Here is a 25,385-nt window from a genome sequence, read left to right as displayed (position 1 = left end):
ATAGCACGCGTTTGATAGAAATATATCTGTCTAAACACGTGCTTTTTCTTTGTGAGGATTTTGTCACTTTACGTAAAAAAAAGAGGATTTATCCGTTCTTGGGAAAGGGTAATGCAAAATATGTATAGTTTCCCCGGAAATAGGCGAATGGCAAGGGTTTTGTAGTACGATTCTAGTTTACTAAATGAAAAAGCTGCAGCAGGAACCATCGACTACAATTTTGAGGACCGCCCAGTCGAGTAATCAAATTCCAACACAGTCCTTCATAAAAAGAAAGAGACACACTTGGCCACCCAGTGGTCCAAGCGTTCTTTTTTGTATCAACACCTACCTGTAGTTGTCCGTGTCTGGAGGACAAAATGAATAAAGTGTCTTTCTATGGTGCCTGACACCGTACTGTGACACCGTACTGATATTGCACTGACATTGTACTGATACTGCATTTGTAAAATTCTTCTTTTCTTTATTGAAAAACTCTGTAAAATGAAGATTAAGAGTATAATTGATGGGTTTGGAGAGATCTCTATGTCAAAGTTTTTCCCGATTTTTACGAATGAGAAGGATTCAGTGGTTTATAATCCAGATGATTTAATTGACTTATTTTTAGACTGTACAGCGGACGGGATTTGTATGGTTGATATGGAGAATCGGTTTATTCGAGTGAACCATGCATATACGAAAATCTTTGGTTATACAGAGGACGATATAATTGGAAAAAGGGTAGAAGAATTTTCTCAGCCTGACGTCGTGAACGATATTATTGAATCAGTCAAAAGTGGTAAAGCCTTCCCAGATCTCGTTACCCAAAGATACCATAAAGATGGAAGCACACTGGATATAGCGGTTTCGTATTCTCCGTTTCGTAATTCATGCGGGGAAATTATTGCTGTCATTGCGATCTTTCGTGATATTACTTACCATATAAATATTGAAAGGGAATTGAAAAGAACCCGCGAGCAATACAAGCTTATTACTGAAAATGCCAACGATATGATCAAGGTGTATTCAAAAGATGGAAAGATTATCTATGCTTCTCCCTCTCATGAAGCTGGGATTGGGTATACCCCTGACCAATTAATAGGTAAAACTGTCTATGATCTGATCTTACCAGAGGAAATTGACCATTTTAAAAAGGTTTATCAAAGGTTAATAGAAACAAAGGAACCTCAACTGCTCCAAACGCAGATCAAAACGGGTGGGAATGAAGTAATCTATTCTGAGACCACTATTTCTCCCATCTTTAATGAACAAGGTGAGATTGATTCCTATGTTACAGTAGGCAGAAATATCACGGACCGGATTAAAAATGATGATGCACTCCGAAATTTAGACCGGCTTTCAATTATCGGTCAATTAGCTGCCGGGGTTGCTCATGAGATACGAAACCCTTTGACATCATTAAAAGGGTTTTCAAAGCTTTTGAAAGACACGATGAACAATAAAAAGCAAGATGAATATTTATCAATCATCATGAACGAACTAGATCGTATTGATATCATAGTCAATGAATTTATGTCGTTGGCAAAGCCACAGGCGATTCAATTTGAACAAGAAAGTTTACATACAATCTTAGAAAGTACGGTTAATATATTACATCCACAGGCATTGTTGCATAATGTTCAAATTAAAAATCTTTATCGAAAAAATGATATCTTTTTAAATTGCAATCCTAATCAATTGAAACAGGTTTTTGTTAATTTTTTGAAAAATGCAATTGAATCGATGCCATTTGGCGGGAGTGTCAATATTCATGTCCAAAGGATGGAAGGTAATTATGTGCAGATACGTTTTTCAGATGAAGGGATGGGAATTGACAACGAATTGATGCGCTTTTTGGGAACACCATTCTATACGACGAAGGACAAAGGAATTGGACTTGGTCTAACCGTCAGCAATAAAATTATTCAGGAACACAACGGCACCATGAACATTGAAAGTAAAATTGGCAGAGGCACCACAGTTAAAGTTGAACTGGAATGTGTTTAATTTTGAAGATAAAAAAGGGTGTCAGGCACCACGGTGTTTGTGATGTCTGATACCCTTATTTGGTGTATCGATTTGCGTAGCTGGAAGCAACAAAGGCGTTTGGTTTGATTTTTGGTTCAACGCCCATAGATTCGATTCTGGTGACCATTTCTTTCACAAACTCACTCGTCTTGTTCCGTTTTCCTGCACCAATATCAATATGCCCCTCCATGGTGAAGGTTGCTCCTTGATAGATATAGGGAAGGACAAGATTGATTAACTCATTTTTCCTTTCATCGGTAAACATCGTAACAATTTCCTCAGTTAACGATAGTTCAAGAGATATCCGCTCATGCAAGTGTGTCATTTTCCTTGGAATGACCACCTTCCTTATGCACGCCCATACGCCTTTTCCCTTATTCTGAATGACAAGCCCGGTAATAAAAACAGTCGTAGATCTATGGACTTGAGAATCTGTGCCGACCATTAGTTTATAGTTTCCACTAGGATCTACCTTCATGAATGATACAATTCGTTCAAAAACCTGCTCGAATGACATCCCATTTTCTTGGAGATTTTGAAACGAATCGTGATAAGCTCCGTTTTTTTTCATATTGAAGCACCACATCTTTCCTTTCCATTTGAAAAAGTTTAGTCCCGCCTCTTATTTCTATCTTATGGAAAGTGTTATATAGTCGTGCAGCCATTGAAATAAATGATCTTCTTAGAAATGTATGTAGAAAGGCGAGCAAAAATGCCTAATGGTTGTCAAAGGTGTCAGTGAGCAATGTTAGAGAGTGGTTCAATTTGGTGGTTCCATTTAGTGATGTCAGGGTGTCAGGCACCGTTCGTGGACTAAAGCCTCACTTATACCAAAACGAAAATTCGAACAATCTTTTTTCTAAAAACAATTATATGCCTAACAATATTTGTGCCAGTCCATCATTAGATAAAGAAAAGAATCTATTAAGAATAGGGATGGATGGAGATGGCAAAGAGAAACCGAGGGAAAACAATCAGCTACCTACCTTCAAATGGGCGTGGAACCTGCCCGATATGTGAAAGAACAAGAATCAAGCTACTATATCCACATCAAACAGAAACAAACCAAACCATTAAAGTTTGCAAATATTGCCGGGATAAAAAATATTAACAAACTAAAGGTGTCAGGCACCGCTCGTGGACATTTGTCTTTTTCGGGTGCCTGACACCTTTTTCTAACGTTAAAGGCAGCATCACTTTTTACCTTCAAATCCTAGAAGGAATGTGGGTGTTATGAACTATTTAATTAAAAGGATATTCACTCTATTTGTCGAATAAACTTAACTGAACAGCATCTGGTTTGAAGTGGATGTGAGTGGGATTTTCTATAGGTGCGAAAAGGGGTGGGATGGTTGACAAAGCGTATCTTAAAACAGACTGAGTTAAATTTTTTAAAGAGGGAGCTTAAGTACTTAGAAGATTCAGAGGTTCTGCCAGCAGGTAAGTCCCATGAGATAGAGGCACTTTACGAAGTGCAGAAACTTTCGTTTACGAAAACTCTTCTGTATGTTGGAACGGTTTTAATTGGTGCTGGTGTGCTCAGTTTTATCGCAAGCAATTGGGATGAAATTGGAAGGACAGTGAAATTCCTTTTAATCATCATTTTGTTTGCTGCCTGTAATCTTGCGGGTTATAGGATGGAGAAGAACTTTCCAAAGACGTCAAGAAGCCTTTATTATTTAGGCTGTCTGGTATTTGGAGCGGGAATTTTTCTTGTCGAGCAAATGTTTCATCTCGGAACCAATTCTCAAAATGCCTTTTTATGGTGGTCGCTTGGTATATTGCCGCTAGCATGGATACTACGTGATAAATGGATTTTACTAGCATCCTCCCTCTTTGTCCTTAAATACATGCTTGATGGGCAATATCTTCAAGGCATAAATATTCCTTATTGGGCATTGCTGTGGATTGCAGCGATATATATTCTTAATGAAAAATTAGGTTTTTCAAAGTTGACTGGTTTTGTCAATGGCTTACTGTCGCTAGCATTTATCGGGACGATTATTAGTTACTTTATCAATCCGTATGATCATTATGATGATTTTTCCTACGTGTACGGTCTAATCTATTTGATTATCGGAGTCGCACTTGTTCTTTCGAAAGGGAAAATCAAAGATATTTACGTTGTATTAGGATACCTCGTCCATGGTGCGGCCGCACTGTTGTTATCTTTTGAAGATAGCTGGCCGCTCGATTGGCTGTATATTCCTTTTTCTATCCTCTACCTGATTTATGTATTGTATTTAATCAATAGAGGAAGCCTGCTCAGTATCATTATACTTTGCGTAATGATTTTCCGATTTTACCTTGATTTATCCTTTGAGTTTTTACCAAAATCGTTCGTCTTTATCATTGGAGGAATCCTGTTGCTAGGTTTCGGCTTTTATTTTGAAAAACAAAGGAAAAAAGGGGTGAATGTGCATGAATAAGCGGGCAAAACAGTTAGTATTAGCTTGTTGCGTGCCTGTGCTCATTCTATTAGGCATGTGCATCAAGCCCCTTTATACCCTGTTAACGGGAGAAGAAATGATTCTTCAAACGAAACCGTTGGATCCATCTGATGTATTTAGAGGCGATTATGTGACCCTGAGGTATGAAGCGGAGGAGGTCCCGATAAAATTGGTGGAACAATCAGTGGTCACAAGATTGCAGGACCGTGGTGGAGAGTTTGAGGTATACGTTCTAATGAAGAAAAAGAATGGGGTCCACACACCTATTAAAGTCACCCTTACTAAACCGAATAAGGGAGAATTCCTCAATGGGACGATCAGCTATATCGATAAAGACAACCAGGGCCAAGAAATCACCTTTATTCGATACAATCTGGATAACTACTACCTTGAGGACAACACAGGCACAAAATGGGAAAAAGCCTCAGCAAAAGGAGAAATACTAGCAAAACTAAAAGTAAACAACGGCTACGCCATCCTAACCGATATTACAACGAAGTAAATGAGTGTTAAAAGTGGGTGTCAGGCACCGTGCGTGGACAAATCTACCGTTTTGTTCGCGTGGAGAGGACAGTGAGCCTCTTTGGTGCCTGACACTTTTTATTGTTAACTTAAATTAAAAAACAGTTGACAATGTAGTGTGTAACCCTTTATTTTAAAGTTATCACAATTAATCGGGGTGGGAGAATGAATCGTAAATTAAGAGCGTTGGATTTAACATTAGTGGGAATGTTTGTGGCTCTTATGGCAATAGGGGCTAACATCACCTCATTTGTACCCTTTATGGTGGTGGGCGGAGTTCCAATTACGCTGCAAACTTTCTTTGCTATTTTAGCTGGGGCTATTTTGGGAAGTCGTTTAGGTTCAATAGCCATGATTGTTTATATGCTAGTAGGACTTGTGGGCGTTCCTGTTTTTTCTAGATTTGGAGCAGGACCTTCCACAATTTTCAGCCCCACCTTTGGCTTTATTCTATCGTTTATTTTCACAGCGTTTATTATTGGAAAAATCGTTGAAAAGAAGAAAACTGTGCCAGCCTTTATCATTGCGTCCCTAATCGGAATGGCTGTTAACTATTTCTTCGGTACAAATTGGATGTACTTTGCCTACAAGCTGTGGGCAGCTGCACCTGAAGGATTTACTTACAAAATGGCCTGGTTGTGGATGGTAGTGCCTTTGCCAAAGGACGTGATCTTAGCAGTCTTAGCAGGAATCATGGCTCACAGGCTCGAAAAATCAGTCCTATCCAAAGGGCAATTTAAACATTTAAAGCGTGTTTCCTAAAATGCATTGCCTAATCGACGATGTCCGCCATGAGCGGGCATTTGTCTTTTGGTGGTGCCTGACACCATTAAAGGCATTATTGATGACACCATTAATTCAATTTATTCAACTGATGTGAGGGCATTTTCGAAGGATACTCTGTTTCGTCCAAGTTGTTTGGATTGTAGAAGGAGTTGATCCGCTTGTATGTATGCCTTTTCCATGGAGATTTGTTCCTTGGCTGTATAGAAATAGAGTCCAAATGATGCGGTGTAAGAAATCGATAGATTCTCTCCATTAAACTCTACATCCACATGATTGTTTTTGACCCCGTTTAGCATCCTATGAACAAGTTCCAAAGTCCCCTCGAAATTTCTTCCTCTAAGACAAAGAGTGAATTCCTCGCCGCCACTTCGGAACAAATAATCATTTTCGCTGAGATAATTCTTTAATGTCCCGGCGAAGTGCTGAATCACTTTATCACCAACCGCGTGATTGTAATTATCATTAATACTTTTAAATTTATCGATGTCAGCAACGACTATCCCAATCCTTTCACCGGTTTGATTTAACTCTGCCATTTTTTTATCCATAAAGGTCCGATTGAAAACACCAGTTAAAAAATCTGTATAGGCCATTTGTTCGAACTTGTCCCGTTCCAATTTGTGTTGAATACTTTGTGATTTGGAATGGTAGGAACGGCTAACAATGTAATTCAGAATAAAAAGGCTGATCAACATTTCCCATTTATCCTCTTTTAAAAAGAGAAATAAAAGTCCATTTGTAAAGGCAACTGTACCAAAATCAAGCCAACTTCTGCTTTTTAATACAAATTTGATACCCTCTTTTATAGTTTTAAAATCTCCAAGGATATAAAAGGCAATGACCAGTAAGATGCTCGAAAGAATCAAAGAAAAACTCACTAATATCAACATTAAAATCCAGAATCCAAAAGGGAAATCATCAAAACTCGAGTGTAGTCGGAGAAACAAAAAATAAGCGATAGAGTTAGTAATTACGAAAGAGCCAATATTGTATAAGGTATCTGAAAATTCATTTGGGTCAGCGTTCTTGGTCCACTTCTTATAAAAATACACAGTAAAACGATAAATAAATTCAAATACGAATAAGCCCAAAGGTCCTGCAAACAGTGCAAAGGAAAAATCGTAACTAATTCCATGTTCCCAACTCGTACTGCCACTTTTAGATTGGACTCGAAGGTGATAATACAGACTGGAGAATAACCAAAATAGAGCAATTGCTTTAAAAAAATCAATGTGATTAATTAAAATACGGTCTGAACTTAAAGCTATGACCAGGGCAGCAAGAAATATTGAAATATCGTATAGTCTAGCTTTTAGCATAAAAGTTCAGCTCGTTTCCCGAATGCCTCGAATGCTTAGCCACTCGTTTTTGGTTGCACAACAGCATATTTAATAATATCTCCACATTACCTACCGCTTTAACACATTTATTAATTAATAATCAAATTAAGAAAATTATGTTTAAAGGGGTATTCTGGGTAAATAATAATTATTTGATTGTCTGCTTTTACCTATAAAGTTAGAAGATAGTGTAGAGGAGGCTTGACAGCCGCATGAATGAAAAGAAGGTTGGAATAGTAAAAGTAGGGACCATTCCTCAAGTTGTTAGTACGGTAATCAATCGATTGGTCTATAGACTGCAAAAGCAAAGCAATTATCATGTTACGGGGATTCAAACCAATATATTAGTGGAAAACCAGTTAGAATATCTTTTCTTTAAAGAGCCGGAAAGCGGTAAAAGGCTATGCTCCTTTTCTACTGCCAGTTGGTTACAACAATATGACAATTTGGTAAAGAATTTTGATATCCTTTATATCTTTTATAATGAGGAGGAAGGAATAAACCTTACTGATCGTAAAAAGGATGATGGATGCCAAATCTTATTCATTCCCATTAACATATTTAGTGAACAGAACCCGGACATCTATCACCTCGGGTTTGACAGTGCAGTAAATGAGGTAGTTAATAATATTCTAAAAGTCAAAGATACAGCTGGTTCCCTGCTATTCTCAAATAAAAGGTTATTCCTGATTAATATCCCTGGAAAAAAGGCAGGAGTTTTCCTGAAAACGTCTGGGGCAGCACTACAATGTGAAATAGTAGAAGAGGCCTCAAACGAAGAAATGCAACAGGTAATTAATAGGCTTACACAAAGATATCAAGATGGAAGCAGCTATGCCCTTCTATTATTTAATGAAACGATTACTGAAGTTGAAATCAAGGAGCAAATTTCGGCTGCTTTAGATTTGGATTTTCGTTCCGTTGTAATTGATGAAGCTCAATGTATTGGAGGATATCCAACAGTAAGTGATCGGGTCTATGCGAACGAATTAGCGGAAAAAATGGTTCAGTGGGCAGGAGATGGTCATTCATTTGAGATAGTTCGACTTGAAAGATCTAACCAAATCAAAATAGATTCGTTTAAATGAGAGAAGAACTAATATCTAATAGCATTAATGGTTCCAAGACCAGAAGTTTTTATTTCTAAGAAAAATAAGCTACTTTGATAGGTCATAAAAGTAAAAGGCGTCATCTAGCAGTGGATGACGCCTTTTTGGCAATTTGACCATTATTTTTTAAGGGCATTTACTACTTCATCAATCGTTTTTTCACTTGCTTTTAGACCGTTGATAGTCCAGTTGGTAGGGTCGTTCATTTCATAAACATGTCCATTTTTAACTGCGTCAAGACCATTCCAGATGGAACTCTTCGCCAAAATGTCTAAACCAGCTTCGCCTTTTTTGCTGACAAGGAAGATGTGATCTGCTTTTATTTCTGGTAATTTTTCAAGTGCAATCGGATCCCACTGGATAGCAGCTCCGCCAAGACCTTCAACGAAAGCAGGCTGTTTAATGCCTAAATCTCCATACAGGACATTGGCACTGAAACGATTGTTTTCCATTAAATAAAACTTATCGGCCATAACCCAAAGAATAGCGGCTGTTTCATCGCCAATGGCATCATGAACTTTCGTTTTCGCATCTGCCACTTTCGTATCGTAATTTGCTAATGCCTCTTTTGCTTCTTTTTGTTTATTTAAGATTTCACCCATTTGCGTCAGTTGTTTACGCCAATCAGCACTGACCTCGTCCTTATAGACATAGGTCGGAGCAATTTTTTTATACTCTTCATACTGTCCTTTTTGGATGGCAGAAGGAGAGCTGAAGATAATTAAATCTGGGTTGTTGTTGATTACTTGTTCAAGTGGAAGGTCCCAACCAATTTTAGGAACACCCTTTAACTCTGGTTGCAAATAATCCAAAACTGTATCACCGATCGACCATTGTGCAGCCGGTTTTACCCCTAATGCCACTAGTGAATCCTCTAAATAAGGAGCGATGATTCGTTTTGGATTAGCAGGGATTGTCACTTCACCCTTCGCATCCGTTAATGTCACCTCGGCATTTTTCTTTTCTGTTGTCTTATCTGTTTTTGTATTATCAGAATTACTGCAAGCACTTACCAAAAATAACATCAGTAATAGAGTAAAAGATAAATAAAAGCGCTTTTTAAGCATATTAAACCTCCTAAGATAATGAATACCTGTTATAATGGTAATGATAATCATTTTCATTTATAGTGTCAATCAACAAAACCCTTCAATTCAGGTTATTTTGTGAAAAAAGATTGAAGGATATTTCTGGGATTCGCTTTTATACTGTAAACGTATTGAAAAATAAGTGGTTACTATCTATACTTAATGATAATGATTATCAATCCTTTTACTATTTTCATTATCGATTTAATAATATACCCAATTTTTTGTTTTTTAAAATAAGAAAGTTTAAGACATTGAACTAAGATTACTGTCTGGCTCCAGCACCCAGCGGCTACTGTACTTCGCCCTTTTCCCTACGATAAGTCAACATCGGAACGCTATCGCTCTCCGTGTTTCCTTTATCTCAGTCAAAGTGCTCCAGTCCATACGCCGCTAAACGGGCGCTTGCGCCTTTCTTATAGAAGAGGTGTTAGTTTTTGACTGAAAATGCTAAGCATCATGAGGGAGATTCATTAGCTCTTCATCATAAAAGAATAAGAACATCCATTAAAGGAACGTTCGTATTAATCGCAGGAATGATACTAATCCTAATCTCGATGGGATTATCTATTGCTTACGGAGCAGCGGATATAAAAATGGCTACTGTTTGGGAGGCTGTCTCCCATTTTAATCCTGAAATTACCACACATCAAATTATTCAAGAAATTCGAATGCCAAGGGCGATTGGGGCTGTATTAGTTGGTGCATTCCTTGCTGTTTCGGGTGCGGTAATGCAAGGCTTAACACGGAATCCTCTCGCCTCTCCATCCATCATGGGTGTGACGGATGGGGCAGCTTTTGCATTAGTCCTCACTCTTGCCTTTATTCCATCCGCGACGATGATGGGGCTGACCTTTTCATCCTTTGTAGGGGCAGGTCTTGGCGTAATCCTCGTTTTTACGATTGGAGCTTTTTCAAAAGGAGGATTGACTCCCGTAAAACTCGCCCTGGCCGGGGTGGCAGTGGGTTCGATGCTAAGTGCATTCTCAAGCGCCATTGCTCTTTATACACAAGTGGCAAAGGACATGAGCTTTTGGTATGCAGGAGGATTAACAACCGTAACTTGGGAATCGATTAAGATTCTATTGATCACTGGTGGATTTGGGTTATTACTCGCCCTTTACATCTCAAGGTCTATCACCATCCTAAGCCTAGGCGAAGACGTTTCAAAAGGGCTTGGACAAAATACACTTTTAGTAAAATCACTTGGCGTGATTGTCGTATTAATACTAACCGGCGCTGCTGTATCGATAGCAGGTGCCATTGGTTTTATCGGATTGGTCATTCCGCACATTACCCGATTTATTATTGGTTCCGATTACCGTTGGATTATTCCGATTTCCGCTGTCCTTGGAGGACTGTTACTCGTACTTGCTGATATTGCCGCAAGAATGGTGAATGCCCCGTTTGAGACGCCAGTTGGAGCCATAACGGCTATCATCGGTGTTCCCTTCTTCTTATACCTGGCTCGTGGGGAAAGGAGGGGGCTGTAATGAATCAATCGAGAGCTAAACAGAAAAAATTTATCGTCCTAATTAGCCTTTTATTTATCTTAACAATTATCACTTTTATCATAAGTTTAAACCTTGGTGTCGTACGGATTGCACCCATCGATGTTTTCAAGACAATAATGGGGCAGGGAACGGCCCGTGACCAACTCGTTTTAGTTGATTTTAGATTACCAAGAATGGTATTGGCCTTACTAATTGGTGCGGGACTTGCAGTCTCCGGCGTTATTTTACAAGGTGTGACCAAAAATGAACTAGCTGATCCTGGAATATTAGGGATAAATTCAGGTGCCGGATTCATGGTCATCTTATTTATCTACTTTTTTCAAGGCTCCATGAACAGTGTCAGCACACTCGGCATTTTCTTAATGCCATTGTTCGCCTTAGTAGGAGCGGTACTTGCAGCTTTTCTAATTTACGTATTAGCGTGGAAAAAAGGAATTGATCCTGTCCGGTTAATTTTAGTCGGGATTGGTGTGAATTCAGGGTTTGGTGCTGCGATTGTTATTTTTCAGCTCAAAATGAATCCACAAGACTTCATGCAGGCAGCTGTCTGGCTTTCTGGTGATATTTGGGGGACGAATTGGAAATTTGTCGCCATTCTCGCTCCGTTAATCTTGCTGCTTATTCCTTTTGCTTTATACAAAGCACACATCCTAAATATTATGAATTTAGGTGACCAGGTCGCGACTGGCTTAGGCATTCATGTAGAAAAAGAAAGAAGAATCTTGCTTCTAGCAGCAGTGGCGCTAGCGGGATTCAGTGTCGCAGCTGGGGGAGGAATTGCTTTTCTAGGTTTAGTTGCTCCGCATATTGCGAAACGATTAATTGGGCCAAAGCATCAGTTATTTTTGCCACTGACAGCCATTTTAGGGTCGTTTGTGCTTTTATTGGCAGACACGATTGGCAAAAACCTGCTCGCCCCTACCCAAATACCGGTTGGAATTGTCGTTGCAATATTTAGTGCACCATATTTTATAGTTTTACTAATGAAAGCCAAATAAAAATAAGGGGGAACGGATTGTGGTTTCACTTTCTACCGAGAATCTTCAGATTGGTTATGGAGACAAGACAATTGTTGAAAACTTGAATTTACACATCAATAAAGGGGAAATTACCACCATTATCGGCGCAAATGGCTGCGGGAAATCCACTATATTAAAAACATTAGCACGTGTCCATACAGCCAAGTCTGGGATCGTCTATTTAGATGGAAAGATGATTCACAAGGTCCCAACAAAAGAAATCGCTAGGAAGATGGCTGTTCTTCCACAAAGCCCCGAGGCACCCAATGGATTGACTGTCTATGAATTAATTTCATTTGGACGTTCTCCGCATCAAAGCGGATTTGGCAGACTAACGGATAATGATCGTCAGGTGATTGAATGGGCGCTAGAGGTGACTGGACTTGGTCAATTTGCTGACCATCCGGTTGATGCCCTTTCTGGCGGACAGCGGCAACGCGCTTGGATCGCAATGGCTATTGCTCAAGAAACGGATCTCTTGCTGCTTGATGAGCCAACCACATACCTTGATATGGCGCACCAGCTAGAAATTTTGCAGCTGCTTGAAAAATTAAATAAGGAACAAAGCCGGACAATTGTGATGGTGATTCACGATTTGAACCATGCGTCGCGGTTTTCTCACCATATGGTTGCCCTACGTAAGGGGACGATTGTCAAAGAGGGAAGTGCAGACGAAGTGATGACCCCAGACGTATTAAAAACGGTCTTTCAAATCGATGCGGAGATTGTCAAAGATCCCCGGACGAAAAAGCCAGTCTGTCTTTGCTATGATTTAATTCAGAAAGAGCAGGCGTTAGACAATCGAAAAGTCATAAATTTCTAGTGAAATGGGATTAGATGGGATGGGGAATGAAATGAAATTATACGATGTTACCATCATCGGTGGTGGTCCAGTTGGCTTATTTACCGCTTTTTATTGTGGAATGAGAGAGATGGAAACGAAAATAATAGAATTTCTCCCATACTTAGGAGGGAAAGTTTCCTACTTCTATCCAGAAAAGGTGATTCGCGATATTGGCGGGATTCCGGCCATTTCAGGGGAAAAATTAATTAAACAGTTGATGGAACAGGCGCAAACCTTTCATCCAACAATTGTTTTGAATCAACAGGTTGTCGGACTAGAAAGGTTACCTGATGGGACGTTCCTATTAACAAGTCACAATGGAGAAAAGCACCATTCCAGGTCTATTATCTTAGCGACTGGATTCGGAACATTAAAAAGTGCCAAACTTGACGTTGAATATGCAGATCAATATGAAGGACGAAACCTGCGGTATGCGGTGGAAAAGCTAAATGACTTTAAAGATAAACATGTGCTTATTTCTGGTGGAGGTAATTCCGCCCTTGATTGGGCGAACGAGCTGCTCCCGATTGCGCGTCATATTACCGTGGTGCATCGCAGGCATGAATTTTCAGGACTCGAGCGAAACATCAGTAATTTGCGGAAATCAAATGCGACCATTTTGACTCCGCATGTTTTGGATGCGTTACATGGGGATGAGGGACGGATTGAGAGTGTTACCGTTAAGGATATTGAAACAAACGACACTCAGATTATTGACGTGGACGAAGTTCTCGTCAATCATGGCTTCTGTATTGACCTTGGACCCATCAAGGGATGGGGATTAGAGTTCGAATACGGAAACATCAAGGTGGACAGTAGGATGCAAACCAATATCGAAGGAATCTTTGCAGCCGGGGACGTTGCAAACTATCAGAATAAACTACACCTGATAGCGGGCGGATTCTCCGAAGGACCCACCGCCGTCAATAGCGCGAAAGCCTACATAGAACCCCAAAAAGAACTAAAGCCCATCTATTCCACCACCCATTTTTAAACGGGTGATATAAAGTGGTGGTGATATAAATAGTTCTTTAAAGTGGTGTCAGGCACCACTTGTGTACATATGTCCTCTAAGGGAGGACACCTCGCTATAAAGCAGGCACCATCCAATTATATGACGGATGGTGCCTGTTTGTTGTTATGTGTTTTGTTTAACTGGATGGGTTTGGAGGTATTTATGTCTGGTATAAAAGAGAGTCGTCATGATAACAGATATGCCGCCGAACAGTACGCACATAAGCTGTAGGCCGATTAGGTCTAGGAGAAAGCCGCTAATGAGCAGGACAATCTGATAGGTAACACGGTCTAGCATGTTTCTAAACGAAAAAAAGCGGCCATGGAACTCTTTTGGTATCTTTGTTTGAAAAATGGTCGCAGCTGTCGGGAAAAAACAGCCGACAGAAAATCCAAAAAAGGCAAAAGCCACGATAGTTAATACCGGTACATCAGCTAAATAAAGAAGCAGCTGGGAACCCCCAATCAAAAACGAACAGGCAAATAAGATGATGTAGGGGGATGTCCGGTCACTGATCAACTTAATGAGAAAAGCGCCAAGCATAAAAGAGATTCCCTCAGTTGTGTAAATCCAGCCTTTTATGGCTGAACTGTCTTGGAGTTCACTAATGTTAATAACCACAAGGTTAAATCCACCAAGAAAAAGGACCGGGACGAGTGTCATGATAAGCGTCATCAAGACAATCGGCAAACCTTTAATAATTGGAAAAACGTCTTTAAAACTTGTTTTTTCAGTTGGACTATTTTTTGCAATCTGAAGAGTTTTGGATTCATCGATATCTATGAAAAAGGTGAGGATAAATAATACAATATAAGCCGCCAGAGAACCCACATAAAGCATCGATAAAGGCAGGACAACCAACAAAATCCCGGCCGCCGCTGTCCCAATAATACGAGAAAGGGTTGAGACATTCATATGCATACCGTTTAATTGAAGCAAATCCTTTTCAGACACGATGAGTGGCAGGGCTGCTTGTAGTGCTGGAAAATAAAACGCTGCAGAAATCTGCAGCAAGACGAGAAACACAACCATCCACCAGATTGAGCCTGTTGCAATCGCAATTAACATGAAGACAACACTGACAGCCCTTACAAATCCTGCTAGAAGCATAACTGTTTTCTTGCTTACTTGGTCGGTAAGTCTGCCAGAATAAGGGCCAAACGCAATCCCAGCAAGCAAGCCTGCAGCAAGAAGAAGCGATTTTAAGAAGTCTGATGGGAGCTTCTCTTGCATAAATTCCAAATTACCAATAACACCGAGCCACAATCCAAGACCCGCGATAAATTCCCCTGTTAACAAAATCCAAACATTCTTATTCCTCAACATACACAGTTTCCCTCAATCCTCTATTCAAATCGTACAATCTGAAAATATAATACTATCAAAAATAGTAACAGAAAAAGGTGTCAGGCACCAATAGTGAACTAATGGCAGCTTATTGTTCAAGTTTTGTAAAGAAAATATAAAGAAAAATAGGTCTTTTTCAGGATTGGTTGGTCCAAAAAGATGATGGTGAATAAGGTTTTTTTATGCCAGTGCCATAGGATCTCGTACAAAATTCCTATGTATTAACAATTCAAAAAGTTATTCGTCTTTACAATGGTTTACATTCGCTTAACAAACCCCTTCTATAATGAGAGTCGTATAATCACTTTTATTGAGGGGGAAATCCAATTGTTTAAGAAAAAACTAATGAATAAAGTTCTTCCAGTCGCTGTTCTTTCTACTTTGGCATTTAGCAGTCTTGTCGGACCTGGAGCTGGTACTGCAAGCGCGAAAACCGAAAAAACAACTAAAAACAATGCAGAAATTAAAAATGTGATTTTTCTAATTGGCGATGGTATGGGCGTTTCCTATACATCGGCCTATCGTTATTTAAAGGACGATCCTTCTACCAAAAAAGTAGAACCAACCGAGTTTGATAAATTTCTAGTTGGACAACAAACTACATATCCTGAGGATGCGAAACAGAATGTTACAGACTCAGCGTCTGCAGCAACGGCAATGGCTGCTGGTGTTAAAACCTATAATGCTGCCATCGCCGTAGACAATGACCAATCTGAAGTCAAAACCGTCCTTGAATCTGCGAAAGAGCAGGGGAAATCAACTGGTCTGGTTGCTACGTCAGAAATTACACATGCTACCCCTGCATCGTTTGGTTCTCACGATGTAAACCGAAATAATATGAATGCCATCGCTGATGATTATTACAATGAGATGGTCAACGGAAAACACAAAATCGATGTCCTTTTGGGAGGCGGCTCTGATTTATTTATCCGTCAAGATCGTAACCTTACGAATGAATTCAAAAAGGACGGATACAGTTATGTTTCAAACCTCCAAGAATTGAAGAAGGACAAAAATGATCAGGTGCTCGGTCTATTTGCAAAACGCGGCATGCCAAAAATGATTGACCGGGATTCAGAGATGCCCTCCCTTGCAGACATGACGACTTCTGCGATTGAGCGCTTAAATCAAAATAAAAAGGGATTCTTTCTAATGGTGGAAGGAAGTCAAATCGACTGGGCTGGCCATGATAATGATATTGTTGGTGCAATGAGTGAAATGGAAGATTTCGAAAAAGCGTTCAAAGCAGCAATTGACTTTGCTAAAAAAGATAAACATACACTGGTTGTAGCAACAGCTGACCATTCAACTGGCGGCTACTCAATTGGTGCCCGCGGGGAGTATAACTGGTTTAGTGCCCCTATCAATGCTGCACAACGTACGCCTGATTATATGGCGGAGCAGATTGCAAAAGGTGCAGGTGTGAAAGAAACTTTGAAAAAATATATCAATCTTACTTTAACAGATAAAGAGATTCAGTCCGTTGAAGTTGCCGCTGCTGCGAAGAAAGTAGTGGATATCGATAACGCGATTGAGCAAATTATTGATACTCGCTCATTCACGGGATGGACGACTGGAGGACACACGGGTGAAGATGTAAATGTATATGCATTCGGCCCAGCCAGCGAGCGTTTTGCCGGGCAAATCGATAATACAGACAATGCGAAAATCATCTTTGATCTGCTTGAAAAAGGCAGTAGAAAAACAGTCATTGAAGACAAGTAAGGCAAGTTTCTCAAGGTAAAGAGGATTAGGAATTGACAATAAGCTATCCCGTTGCGTTATTAGCAACGGGATAGCTTGCTAAAAAGAAGTTTTAATTTGATAGGAGGAATCGATGTGAAACAGGCAATGATAATTATTTTATTTGTTTTCCTACTAACTGGCTGTTCATTTGTTTCAACTCAGACGACTCATGAGAATGCTGATACCAAATCAGAGAACACTTCCACAGCACCCCAAAAGATTTCTGCAGATGATCATGACGCTTATTATAATAGCCCACAGGTTACCGATGATTCATCGTTACAAAAACCAGGCCAGTCTGTTACGGATGAAAAAGGCGAGGCTACTTTAAAAACAATGAAACAAATTAATAAGGTCTATCATTTTGGAGATATCGAGTACACAATCAAAGAAATGAAACTGCTGCACTACCGGCCAGATTATAGCTTAATTGACTATTTCCACCCGTTAACAGAGGACGAGGAATTTGATTTTGTCAAAATAAGTGTCGATATTAAAAATCACTCCAAAGAAAAACGAAGCTTTGCCCCAGTTGCCCTGTTTGAAACAAATACAGGAGTGAAAATGGATTGGAAACAGGATATGTATCTTGAACACTTAAATGGGGAAATCGAAGGAAGCCAAATAAAGCGGGGAAGTCTCGGTTTCATCGTCGACCAAACAAAGGATAAAGAGGTTAAATGGATAAAAATCTTAACAAGTGATGTGTATAATATGCAACAAGAAAAACTGGAAGAGGCACAAAAAATCCAATTGAATTTTTAATGAACAATGAAGAGGTGTCAGGCACCACTCGTGGACATTTGTCCACGAGCGGTGCCTGACACCCTATATTCCTTTCGCAATACGTTTGCTCATTGATTCGGTAAACCATAAGGCGATAATCGAAAAGATGACATAATACCAAGGGTCCCACCACTTTAGGATATGCAATATTCCTGTTTTGCTAAGAATGATTGTGACGGCAAACATGCAGAGGGGAGTGACTACGTATTTTAACCACCTTGGAAATAAGGGGAATTTCGCCATCCATACATAGAAGAAGCTGGCACATAAATAAAAAACAGCCCCAAAAGCAGTCGTATCTTTGGACTGATTAGCCCACCAGCCAACATGATAATATCTGCTCGAAAAAAGCATAATCGGGAGAATGTGGAAAGTACCTGAAAAGGGGCCAACAATCAAATATAAAATTAAGGAATGGAGATTTCCTTTTATGGGGAGATCCATTTTTTTGAGTAGAAATTTAGCTGAAAGAAAATAAAAGGGTAGTCCAAGTGACGTGTAGATTATCTTCCACCAATGATGCGAATAGATATGAAGTTCGAGAAATAACCACTCAATCCCCGCAAATAGCCCGATAAAAAATACAATCCAAAGCCAGCTTTTACGGAAGAGGGCAATAAAAATCGCAGACACAGGTAAGGCCAGGGCATTGGATGCAATGGCCCCCATATTGCTATCATATATTCGATCATGATGGAGGATTTTTGGATAATATTGATAACTACTTAAAAGATTATAAATAACTGCCTCAATTATATACCCCAAACCGATCATTGCTAAAAATAGCAGCAGACTCCTTCTTACCCCTTTTTTATAACATACATACATCAACAGAATGATGCTTAAAAATCCTAATCCGAGATAGCATAATGAATTAATATTCACTTATACATACCCCTTCTTAAAAATAGTATCCAAAGCCCAATGTAAGTTTATTCAATTCATTTGCGATGCATGGTATTTTGGCCGAAAGCCCTAGTTGGAACAATTTTTGAAAAAGTATTTGATAGGATTATAGTATAATTAATATATAAAATTTCTAATTGCACAGGTCATCTTCTGGGGGGATCACGTTGACAGTCGGGGAACTATGCCGAACACTTATTGTAGACGATGAAATGTTAATCAGACAAGGGATTAAGCACTATATCAATTGGGAACAAGAGGGTTTTATGATTGTTGGAGAGGCTTCGAACGGTCAAGAAGCCCTGGAATTAATCGAAGCCACCGACCCGCATATTATCATTACAGATATCGTGATGCCCATCATGGATGGGGAGGAATTAACAAGAATTGTGAAGGAAAGATATCCTCATAAAGAAATCATTATCTTAAGCAGTTTCGGAGAATTTGATTATGTTCGTTCCACCTTTCAAAGCGGTGTTGTTGACTATATATTAAAGCCGAAGCTTAATGCAGAAGGTCTTTTAAAGGCATTGAAAACGGCCGCAAGCCGAATTCCTGCCTTTCAGAAAATGGACCATGGATTAACAGGGAATCTCCCAATTGGGCAGATTATCGATAAACTCATTTCAGGATATGAGGTAAATTATGATCCAGATTTAGTATCTCAGGCTTTTCCGTATAGCCACTTTTGTTTAATCGGCGTAGATCTGAGAAACCAAAACCAATCTAGGAAAACTGCAGAATTTCAAACAAGTATCCAGGGGGAAATCGAAGAGGCATGTCAGAATAACGTAAGCCAAGCTGTTCTCGAGCCCTTACGTGTGGAAGAAAATATCATTGGATACTTAATGAATATGAATATGGAGAATTTCCCGGAGGTCATTAAATTTGCCCGCCTGCTTGCACAGACACAGACCATTCCGGGGATTAGTCTTGCTTTGACGGATACGTTTACAGATCTCTCAATAGTAGGGAACATGTTCAAGGAGAGTCTTATAAAATTGTTAGATTATCGATTTTATTTTTCCAATCAAACATTGGTAATGGAACAGGACCTCCCTAAGTTGCCTTCCAAACCTGAAGAATTTAATTTGGATTGGTTTACCGAAGAATTAAAGCGAAAACATTTTGACTCTTCCTTCCAATATTTACAAGAGCATATTCAGGCCATGTCTTCGTATTATTCGATGGATGTCTTTGAATATAAAGCTTTCTTTGGCAACATTATTTTTAACATCACCATTCTCCTAAGTAATATGAAATATGATGTAACAGATTTGGAAAATGCGAAGTATTCCTATTTTAGATCGATTGATGAAGCGCCTTCAGCAAAGGCTACAATTGAATTAATGAACCGTTTTATCGAAGAAGCGAAAAAATGCATCTTTTCGGTGCAAAGCGAGCCAGAAGATTTAAATATGAAAAAATTAATGGAGTATATTGGAGAACATTATGCTGAGCCGCTTACCCTAACTGGCGTGGCGAAGCATTTTCATTTTAATCCATCATACCTTTCCAACTATTTTTCAACCCATAGTAAGGAAGGATTCATCGAATATCTAAATAGAATTCGAATTGAGGAAGCGACGAAACTGCTTATGCAGGGGACGGAATCGATCTCCGGAATTAGTGGAATGGTGGGGTATTCGGATCACAGTTACTTCTGTAAAGTTTTTAAGAAAATCAAGGGATTGTCTCCAAGCCAATACAAAAGAAAGCAAAAACTAAGATAAGAGATGGTGAACTATGAGATTTATTCCCGAACGTTTTAAACATAACGGATTATTTATCGTTATGTTTTTCATTACGGTTTTAATGATTATTACGGTGTCAATCACGATTACATGGACAACGATACGGATGTCGGAGCAATTTTTTATTAAAAAGTTTAGCGTGACGAACTCAAAAGTAATGAGTCAGGTAAAGGAGAGCTTCGAATCCTTTAACTATTCAGTCGTTCTTGCATCGAACAATCTCCTTCAAAGCACTACGATTAAAAGGATTCTTATGTCGGAGCAATTCAGCAATATAGAGAAACTAAGTGCCTATTTTAATACGGGCCAGCAGTTAAAGCGAATCGAAACCAATTTAGATGCCTATGAAGAAAGCATTTTCGTCATGGGCAGAAATGGGTTCAGCTTTGCAACGGATCGTACGTACTGGCCAATTACGGATGAAGAGTTAAGGACTAGTGCCCTTACTAGTAATACGTATAAGCAACCGAAGAAACTAATCTACCAATTGGACAAACGAAATAATGGAACGAATCGCCAGTTTATTGTCGCATCAAAGGTACTAATGGAACGGATCAACGGTACGGTTTATGGTTCAATGTTTTTTGCGTTTGATGAACGTGAATTTAGAAAGTTCTTCACAAGCTATACTGGTCCTGGCAATAATGTGTTTGTCGTAGACAAGCAGGGGGTTATCGTATCTAGCAACCAGTCTAAGCTCATTGGACAAGCACCAAAGGGCTTTCTTAACTATGCAGCTAAAATTGAAAAGAGTTCAGACCGTTATATCATTGATACCTTTATGGGAAAGGATCAAATTATCTCGATGGAGTACCTTCCATCTTTTGATATGTACTTGTTTAATATCATTGACAAGCAAAAAGCAGTGGGAGACCTAATTGATAAAAAAGATATCGTGCTCATCTCCATGGGGATCGTCTTTGTGGCTCTTATCATTGTCTTACTCGCAACAAGGAGGATGACCAATTCATTATCGAGTCTGGTGAAGCAGATCGAAGATGCCTCAAAACATGAATTCCACCAATATGTTTCTGCATCCGGAACCTATGAAACCATGAAAATTGGCAATGCCTTTAATTCCATGCTTGATGAACTTCATTTGTATGTCGACCAGCTGGTGGAATCCCAAAAGCAGAAGCGTAATGCGGAATTGGCAGCACTACAGCAGCAAATCAACCCACATTTTTTGTACAATACGCTGACTTCTATAAAATTCATGGTGCAGCAAGGTAGTAAAGAAGAAACTGAAGCAACCATTAATGCGTTGATCTCCTTGCTTCAAAATACAATTGGCAATGTCAGTGAGACGAATACCATTGGTCAAGAAGTGGATAATCTAAAAAACTACGTCCTCATAAATCAAAAACGGTACGGTAATCGGATTAAAGTGAACTATTTTATCGCGCCAGATTGTTTAGAGTACCATGTACCAAAGCTGATTTTGCAGCCCTTTATGGAAAATTCATTCTTCCATGGCTTCAATCATAAGCCTGGCGGGTACATCAATGTTCTTGTCTGGCAGGAGGAAAATACATTAATCTGTGAAGTTGTTGATAATGGAGATGGTATGGAGGTTTCTTCTGAAAATAAACTCCCAAATACCAAGCGGAAACAACAAATGTTTTCCGGAATTGGCGTCCGGAATGTTCATGAACGTATCCAACTGATTTACGGGGAACAGTTTGGGGTAACGATTACCAGTGAATTAGGCGAAGGGACAAAGGTTCGACTGGAACTTCCAATTTCAATAAAGTAAAAATAGTCATAAAATCTAAAAATAATCCAAATGAATCAATTGGAAGCGTGTTCATGTTACAAAGATATTACCATCCAATGAAAATATCGTCCTAACGAATAGGTTCAAATAGGTGATAACATAATATGTGTAGGTTAGATAACGCTTACAAAATAGAATGTTGGGGGAATATCAATGAAAAAAGTACTAGCACTCTTTTTAGTTAGTATATTGATGCTAACTGCCTGTTCCTCGGGATCAAAAAATGAGACTTCCGACAAAGGCAAAGAAACAAATGAAGTAACTGTTTGGGCATGGGATCCAAATTTCAACATCAAAGCGATGAATATAGCAAAAGATGCTTATAAATCTGAAAACCCAGATGTAAACATTAAAGTAGTAGAACACGCACAAGATGACATTATTCAAAAGCTTAATACCAGCTTAAGTTCTGGGACAACAAAAGGGCTGCCGAATATTGTCTTGATTGAAGACTATCGTGCGCAAAGCTTCCTAAAGGCGTATCCAGATATGTTCCATGAGTTAACAAGTTCATTTAAAGCGGACGATTTCGCACAGTATAAAATTGCCCCTACCAGCTTAGATGGTAAAAACTACGGTCTTCCATTCGACACAGGTGTAACGGGCCTATACGTTAGAACTGACTACTTAGAAAAAGCAGGATACAAAGTTGCAGACTTACAAAACATGGACTGGAATAAGTACATTGAAGTAGGTAAAAAGGTTAAAGAAGCAACTGGTAAAGCAATGCTTACACAGGATCCAAAAGACCTAGGTCTTATTCGTATGATGATTCAAACGAGCGGTTCTTGGTACTTAAAGAACGACGGCGTTACACCTGACTTAGCAGGCAACGCTGCTTTAAAAGAAGCGTTCCAAACATATAAAGCGATTTTAGATGCAGATTTAGTAAAACCTGTCTCTGACTGGGGTCAATTCGTAGCAGGATTTAACAGCGGCGACGTTGCAACTGTTCCAACGGGTAACTGGATTACTCCATCAATTAAGGCAGAAGCATCACAAGCCGGCAAATGGGCCGTTCTTCCGATGCCAAAACAATCTGGCATTGCAAAATCTGTAAACGCTTCTAACTTAGGCGGAAGCTCTTGGTACGTATTAAACATCGATGGTAAAGAAAAGGCTGCAGACTTCTTAGGAAAAACATTTGGTTCTAATGCTGATTTTTATCAGACTCTGAATAAAGAAATGGGAGCTATTGGAACTTATAAGCCTGCTGCTAAAGGCGAAGCTTATACAGCTGCTGATGATTTCTTCGGAGGACAAAAAGTCGTTTCTGACTTTGCTGCTTGGACAGAGAAAATTCCTCAAGTAAACTATGGTATGCACACATATGCTATTGAAGACATTTTAGCTGTTGGCATGCAGGATTACCTTAAAGGTAAAGATTTAGATAAAGTATTAGAAGATGCTCAAAAGCAAGCAGAAGAACAAATTAAATAACAAAACAAGCTAAAAAGTAACAAATCTTCTTTTTAAAGAGATTATGCCTTAGAAATTCGCCGGCTTCTACCATTCATGTATTGAAGCTAACTGATGTATCAGGCGACTTTCTGAGGCGTTTTCTTTTCTTGAACTTATAACGTAAGGAGTTGACTAAAATTGATATCAGCGAAAGAAAACCACACTCAAGCCCTTCCAAAATCAAATTCCGGTCGCAAAACTCGGCTGAAAAATAATATCATTGGTTGGTCCTTTGTTATTATCGCTGCCGTAATGATCTTTTTATTTTACTTCTATCCAATGATTCAGGCTCTTATTTTATCTTTTCAAACAGGTGTTGGTGCAAATCTAACCTTTACAGGTATCGATAATTATGCGCGTTTATTTAAAGATCCAACATTCCTAACCACGGTAAAAAATACAGTCATCTATCTAATCATTCAAGTACCAGTTATGATCTTACTGGCTTTATTTCTTTCTGTTCTACTTAATAATAAAACGTTAAAGTTTAAGGGCTTTTTCCGAACAGCCATCTTCTTACCGTGCGTAACCTCTCTTGTTGCTTATTCGGTCATCTTCAAATATTTGTTTGGTCAAGATGGAATAATTAATATGATGTTAATGAAAGTTGCACTCATTTCGGAACCAATCCAATGGCTTACTGATCCTTTTTGGGCGAAAATCGCCATCATTGTGGCGATCACTTGGCGTTGGACAGGTTACAACATGATCTTCTATTTATCTGCTCTTCAAAACGTCGATGAGTCAATCTATGAAGCAGCTAGAATCGATGGGGCTTCGCCAGTTCAACAATTTTTCAAAATAACGATCCCAATGTTGAAGCCGATTATTCTATTTACATCAATCACTTCAACGATTGGTACACTGCAGTTATTTGATGAGGTCATGAATATTACCAAGGGTGGACCGGGGAATGCGACAATGACCATTTCTCAGTATATCTATAATTTATCGTTTAAATATACCCCGGACTTTGGGTATGCAGCTACTGTCTCTTATGCAATCGTAATTATGATTGTTATCTTCTCGATTATTCAGTTTAAAGCGGCAGGTGATAATAATGAGTAAGCTAAAAAACACATTCAGTTATACAGTTCTAGTCATCGCAGCAATTGTCTCTATCTTTCCATTTTTATGGATGATTGTAAGCTCGACAAACAAGTCTGTTGACGTAACGCAAGGAAGGATGCTTCCTGGCAGTCATTTTATGCAAAACCTTCACAATTTGCTAGACACGGTTGATCTTGTACCTGCATTAATGAATTCAGTAAAAATCTCGATTATTACAACCGTCCTTGCCATGCTGGTTGCCTCTTTGGCAGGGTATGGATTTGAAATTTATAAAAGTAAATCGAAGGATTTTGTGTTTAATATTTTGTTGGTTTCAATGATGATTCCCTTTGCGGCTTTGATGGTACCGTTATTTAGAATGTTTGCCACCATTTCACAATCCTTACCGCTCATCGGTATTGATACATTTGCAGCCGTCATATTACCGACGGTTACAACCGCCTATCTGATCTTTTTCTTTAGACAAAGCACAAAGATGTTTCCGAAGGAAATTCTTGAAGCCGGAAGAATTGATGGTCTATCTGAATTAGGATGTTTCTTTAGAATCTATCTTCCTACCATGAAGACAACTTACGCTGCTGCTGCCATCATTACCTTTATGGCTAGCTGGAACAGTTATTTATGGCCGCTAGTTGTATTGCAGTCACCTGAGAACCAGACGATTCCACTATTAATTTCAAACTTAGGTTCAAGCTATTCACCTGATTTTGGAATGATTATGACGGCAATTGTAATTGCTACCTTGCCAGCAGCTCTTATTTTCTTCATCATGCAAAAGCATTTCGTTGCCGGTATGATGGGGTCTGTTAAATAGTAGATTTTTGGAAAAATGTAATAGAAAGA

Annotated in this window: 23 protein-coding genes; 18 read left to right on the top strand and 5 right to left on the bottom strand. The window is 39.1% G+C overall.

Translation table 11 applies throughout. From position 1 onward, the window contains the following. The first annotated feature begins 525 nt into the window (after positions 1-525). Positions 526-1,986, top strand: a complete 1,461-nt coding sequence (locus BR30_RS0108385) for a PAS domain-containing sensor histidine kinase (RefSeq protein ID WP_026564639.1) — start codon at positions 526-528, stop codon at positions 1,984-1,986. A 55-nt stretch (positions 1,987-2,041) separates the two neighbouring features. On the opposite strand, the gene BR30_RS0108380 is transcribed toward BR30_RS0108385, so the two are convergent. Beyond that, a complete protein-coding gene (locus BR30_RS0108380; RefSeq protein WP_026564638.1) occupies positions 2,042-2,578 on the bottom strand; it encodes a ribonuclease H-like YkuK family protein in 537 nt (178 codons plus the stop codon). Between the two features lie 167 nt (positions 2,579-2,745). On the opposite strand from BR30_RS0108380, the gene BR30_RS36555 reads away from it, so the two are divergent. The 5 genes from BR30_RS36555 (at position 2,746) to BR30_RS0108360 (ending at position 5,741) form a co-directional block, all read left to right on the top strand. Next, positions 2,746-3,027, top strand: coding sequence for a hypothetical protein (locus BR30_RS36555; RefSeq protein WP_197032307.1), 282 nt, complete (start codon positions 2,746-2,748; stop codon positions 3,025-3,027). Next, positions 3,000-3,173 (top strand): hypothetical protein, encoded by a 174-nt coding sequence (locus tag BR30_RS37725; RefSeq protein WP_155928482.1) that lies wholly within the window; start codon positions 3,000-3,002, stop codon positions 3,171-3,173. Before BR30_RS36555 ends, BR30_RS37725 begins: the two co-directional genes overlap by 28 nt. A 186-nt stretch (positions 3,174-3,359) precedes the next feature. Beyond that, positions 3,360-4,436 (top strand): DUF2157 domain-containing protein, encoded by a 1,077-nt coding sequence (locus BR30_RS0108370; protein WP_035445238.1) that lies wholly within the window; start codon positions 3,360-3,362, stop codon positions 4,434-4,436. Next, positions 4,429-4,959 carry a GDYXXLXY domain-containing protein gene (locus BR30_RS32860; protein WP_051633518.1) on the top strand — a complete coding sequence of 177 codons (531 nt, stop codon included), beginning with the start codon at positions 4,429-4,431 and terminating at the stop codon, positions 4,957-4,959. Before BR30_RS0108370 ends, BR30_RS32860 begins: the two co-directional genes overlap by 8 nt. Before the next feature lie 185 nt (positions 4,960-5,144). Further along, positions 5,145-5,741 (top strand): biotin transporter BioY, encoded by a 597-nt coding sequence (locus BR30_RS0108360; protein WP_026564636.1) that lies wholly within the window; start codon positions 5,145-5,147, stop codon positions 5,739-5,741. A 101-nt stretch (positions 5,742-5,842) separates the two neighbouring features. Here BR30_RS0108360 and BR30_RS0108355 read toward each other — a convergent pair whose 3' ends face one another. Beyond that, positions 5,843-7,084: a GGDEF domain-containing protein gene (locus tag BR30_RS0108355; RefSeq protein ID WP_026564635.1), complete on the bottom strand. Its 1,242-nt coding sequence runs from the start codon at positions 7,082-7,084 to the stop codon at positions 5,843-5,845. A gap of 233 nt (positions 7,085-7,317) precedes the next feature. On the opposite strand from BR30_RS0108355, the gene BR30_RS0108350 reads away from it, so the two are divergent. Next, complete coding sequence (locus tag BR30_RS0108350) at positions 7,318-8,193, top strand: 6-phosphofructokinase (RefSeq protein WP_026564634.1); 876 nt, start codon at positions 7,318-7,320, stop codon at positions 8,191-8,193. A gap of 140 nt (positions 8,194-8,333) precedes the next feature. Here the strand turns inward: BR30_RS0108350 and BR30_RS0108345 are convergent, their stop codons facing one another. Beyond that, positions 8,334-9,281, bottom strand: a complete 948-nt coding sequence (locus tag BR30_RS0108345; protein ID WP_026564633.1) for an iron-hydroxamate ABC transporter substrate-binding protein — start codon at positions 9,279-9,281, stop codon at positions 8,334-8,336. 557 nt (positions 9,282-9,838) lie between these two features. Here BR30_RS0108345 and BR30_RS0108340 point away from each other — a divergent pair. The 4 genes from BR30_RS0108340 to BR30_RS0108325 are packed head-to-tail and all read left to right on the top strand — an operon-like array spanning position 9,839 to position 13,673. Continuing rightward, positions 9,839-10,795 carry a FecCD family ABC transporter permease gene (locus tag BR30_RS0108340; protein WP_051633529.1) on the top strand — a complete coding sequence of 319 codons (957 nt, stop codon included), beginning with the start codon at positions 9,839-9,841 and terminating at the stop codon, positions 10,793-10,795. Next, positions 10,795-11,814, top strand: coding sequence for a FecCD family ABC transporter permease (locus tag BR30_RS0108335; RefSeq protein ID WP_026564631.1), 1,020 nt, complete (start codon positions 10,795-10,797; stop codon positions 11,812-11,814). The genes BR30_RS0108340 and BR30_RS0108335 overlap by 1 nt, the downstream gene beginning before the upstream one ends. Before the next feature lie 19 nt (positions 11,815-11,833). After that, on the top strand, positions 11,834-12,658 hold the full coding sequence (locus BR30_RS0108330) for an ABC transporter ATP-binding protein (protein WP_026564630.1): 825 nt from the start codon (positions 11,834-11,836) through the stop codon (positions 12,656-12,658). 19 nt (positions 12,659-12,677) lie between these two features. Further along, a complete protein-coding gene (locus tag BR30_RS0108325; RefSeq protein ID WP_026564629.1) occupies positions 12,678-13,673 on the top strand; it encodes an NAD(P)/FAD-dependent oxidoreductase in 996 nt (331 codons plus the stop codon). Positions 13,674-13,817: 144 nt separating this feature from the next. Here BR30_RS0108325 and BR30_RS0108320 read toward each other — a convergent pair whose 3' ends face one another. Continuing rightward, the gene (locus BR30_RS0108320) at positions 13,818-15,020 is read right to left on the bottom strand and encodes an MFS transporter (RefSeq protein WP_026564628.1); all 1,203 of its coding nucleotides are present in this window, start codon (positions 15,018-15,020) and stop codon (positions 13,818-13,820) included. Between the two features lie 366 nt (positions 15,021-15,386). Here BR30_RS0108320 and BR30_RS0108315 point away from each other — a divergent pair, with 366 nt between their 5' ends. Further along, a complete protein-coding gene (locus BR30_RS0108315) occupies positions 15,387-16,766 on the top strand; it encodes an alkaline phosphatase (protein ID WP_035445255.1) in 1,380 nt (459 codons plus the stop codon). 114 nt (positions 16,767-16,880) lie between these two features. Next, positions 16,881-17,552 carry a DUF4352 domain-containing protein gene (locus BR30_RS0108310; RefSeq protein WP_026564626.1) on the top strand — a complete coding sequence of 224 codons (672 nt, stop codon included), beginning with the start codon at positions 16,881-16,883 and terminating at the stop codon, positions 17,550-17,552. 63 nt (positions 17,553-17,615) lie between these two features. Here BR30_RS0108310 and BR30_RS0108305 read toward each other — a convergent pair whose 3' ends face one another. Further along, complete coding sequence (locus tag BR30_RS0108305) at positions 17,616-18,458, bottom strand: hypothetical protein (RefSeq protein ID WP_026564625.1); 843 nt, start codon at positions 18,456-18,458, stop codon at positions 17,616-17,618. A 188-nt stretch (positions 18,459-18,646) separates the two neighbouring features. On the opposite strand from BR30_RS0108305, the gene BR30_RS0108300 reads away from it, so the two are divergent. The 5 genes from BR30_RS0108300 (at position 18,647) to BR30_RS0108280 (ending at position 25,356) form a co-directional block, all read left to right on the top strand. After that, entirely contained in the window at positions 18,647-20,212 is a 1,566-nt protein-coding gene (locus BR30_RS0108300) for a response regulator transcription factor (protein ID WP_035445236.1), read from the top strand. A gap of 13 nt (positions 20,213-20,225) precedes the next feature. Then, on the top strand, positions 20,226-21,989 hold the full coding sequence (locus tag BR30_RS0108295; protein WP_026564623.1) for a sensor histidine kinase: 1,764 nt from the start codon (positions 20,226-20,228) through the stop codon (positions 21,987-21,989). A 174-nt stretch (positions 21,990-22,163) separates the two neighbouring features. Next, a complete protein-coding gene (locus BR30_RS0108290) occupies positions 22,164-23,450 on the top strand; it encodes an ABC transporter substrate-binding protein (RefSeq protein WP_026564622.1) in 1,287 nt (428 codons plus the stop codon). 159 nt (positions 23,451-23,609) lie between these two features. Then, positions 23,610-24,539: a carbohydrate ABC transporter permease gene (locus BR30_RS0108285; RefSeq protein ID WP_026564621.1), complete on the top strand. Its 930-nt coding sequence runs from the start codon at positions 23,610-23,612 to the stop codon at positions 24,537-24,539. Then, the gene (locus BR30_RS0108280; RefSeq protein ID WP_026564620.1) at positions 24,532-25,356 is read left to right on the top strand and encodes a carbohydrate ABC transporter permease; all 825 of its coding nucleotides are present in this window, start codon (positions 24,532-24,534) and stop codon (positions 25,354-25,356) included. The genes BR30_RS0108285 and BR30_RS0108280 overlap by 8 nt, the downstream gene beginning before the upstream one ends. Positions 25,357-25,385 lie beyond the last annotated feature (29 nt).

It is taken from the genome of Bacillus sp. UNC41MFS5, from assembly GCF_000686805.1.
Note: the sequence above shows the minus strand (reverse complement) of the source record. Positions and strands in the feature narration are given on the sequence as shown.

Excerpts from the sequence above, each read along its gene's own strand:
- BR30_RS0108385 (WP_026564639.1), top strand. The coding sequence starts at position 526 with ATGTCAAAGTTTTTCCCGATTTTTACGAATGAGAAGGATTCAGTGGTT.
- BR30_RS0108380 (WP_026564638.1), bottom strand. The coding sequence starts at position 2,578 with ATGAAAAAAAACGGAGCTTATCACGATTCGTTTCAAAATCTCCAAGAA.
- BR30_RS37725 (WP_155928482.1), top strand. The coding sequence starts at position 3,000 with ATGGGCGTGGAACCTGCCCGATATGTGAAAGAACAAGAATCAAGCTAC.
- BR30_RS32860 (WP_051633518.1), top strand. The coding sequence starts at position 4,429 with ATGAATAAGCGGGCAAAACAGTTAGTATTAGCTTGTTGCGTGCCTGTG.
- BR30_RS0108360 (WP_026564636.1), top strand. The coding sequence starts at position 5,145 with ATGAATCGTAAATTAAGAGCGTTGGATTTAACATTAGTGGGAATGTTT.
- BR30_RS0108355 (WP_026564635.1), bottom strand. The coding sequence starts at position 7,084 with ATGCTAAAAGCTAGACTATACGATATTTCAATATTTCTTGCTGCCCTG.
- BR30_RS0108350 (WP_026564634.1), top strand. The coding sequence starts at position 7,318 with ATGAATGAAAAGAAGGTTGGAATAGTAAAAGTAGGGACCATTCCTCAA.
- BR30_RS0108345 (WP_026564633.1), bottom strand. The coding sequence starts at position 9,281 with ATGCTTAAAAAGCGCTTTTATTTATCTTTTACTCTATTACTGATGTTA.
- BR30_RS0108340 (WP_051633529.1), top strand. The coding sequence starts at position 9,839 with ATGATACTAATCCTAATCTCGATGGGATTATCTATTGCTTACGGAGCA.
- BR30_RS0108335 (WP_026564631.1), top strand. The coding sequence starts at position 10,795 with ATGAATCAATCGAGAGCTAAACAGAAAAAATTTATCGTCCTAATTAGC.
- BR30_RS0108325 (WP_026564629.1), top strand. The coding sequence starts at position 12,678 with ATGGGGAATGAAATGAAATTATACGATGTTACCATCATCGGTGGTGGT.
- BR30_RS0108320 (WP_026564628.1), bottom strand. The coding sequence starts at position 15,020 with ATGTTGAGGAATAAGAATGTTTGGATTTTGTTAACAGGGGAATTTATC.
- BR30_RS0108315 (WP_035445255.1), top strand. The coding sequence starts at position 15,387 with ATGAATAAAGTTCTTCCAGTCGCTGTTCTTTCTACTTTGGCATTTAGC.
- BR30_RS0108295 (WP_026564623.1), top strand. The coding sequence starts at position 20,226 with ATGAGATTTATTCCCGAACGTTTTAAACATAACGGATTATTTATCGTT.
- BR30_RS0108290 (WP_026564622.1), top strand. The coding sequence starts at position 22,164 with ATGAAAAAAGTACTAGCACTCTTTTTAGTTAGTATATTGATGCTAACT.
- BR30_RS0108280 (WP_026564620.1), top strand. The coding sequence starts at position 24,532 with ATGAGTAAGCTAAAAAACACATTCAGTTATACAGTTCTAGTCATCGCA.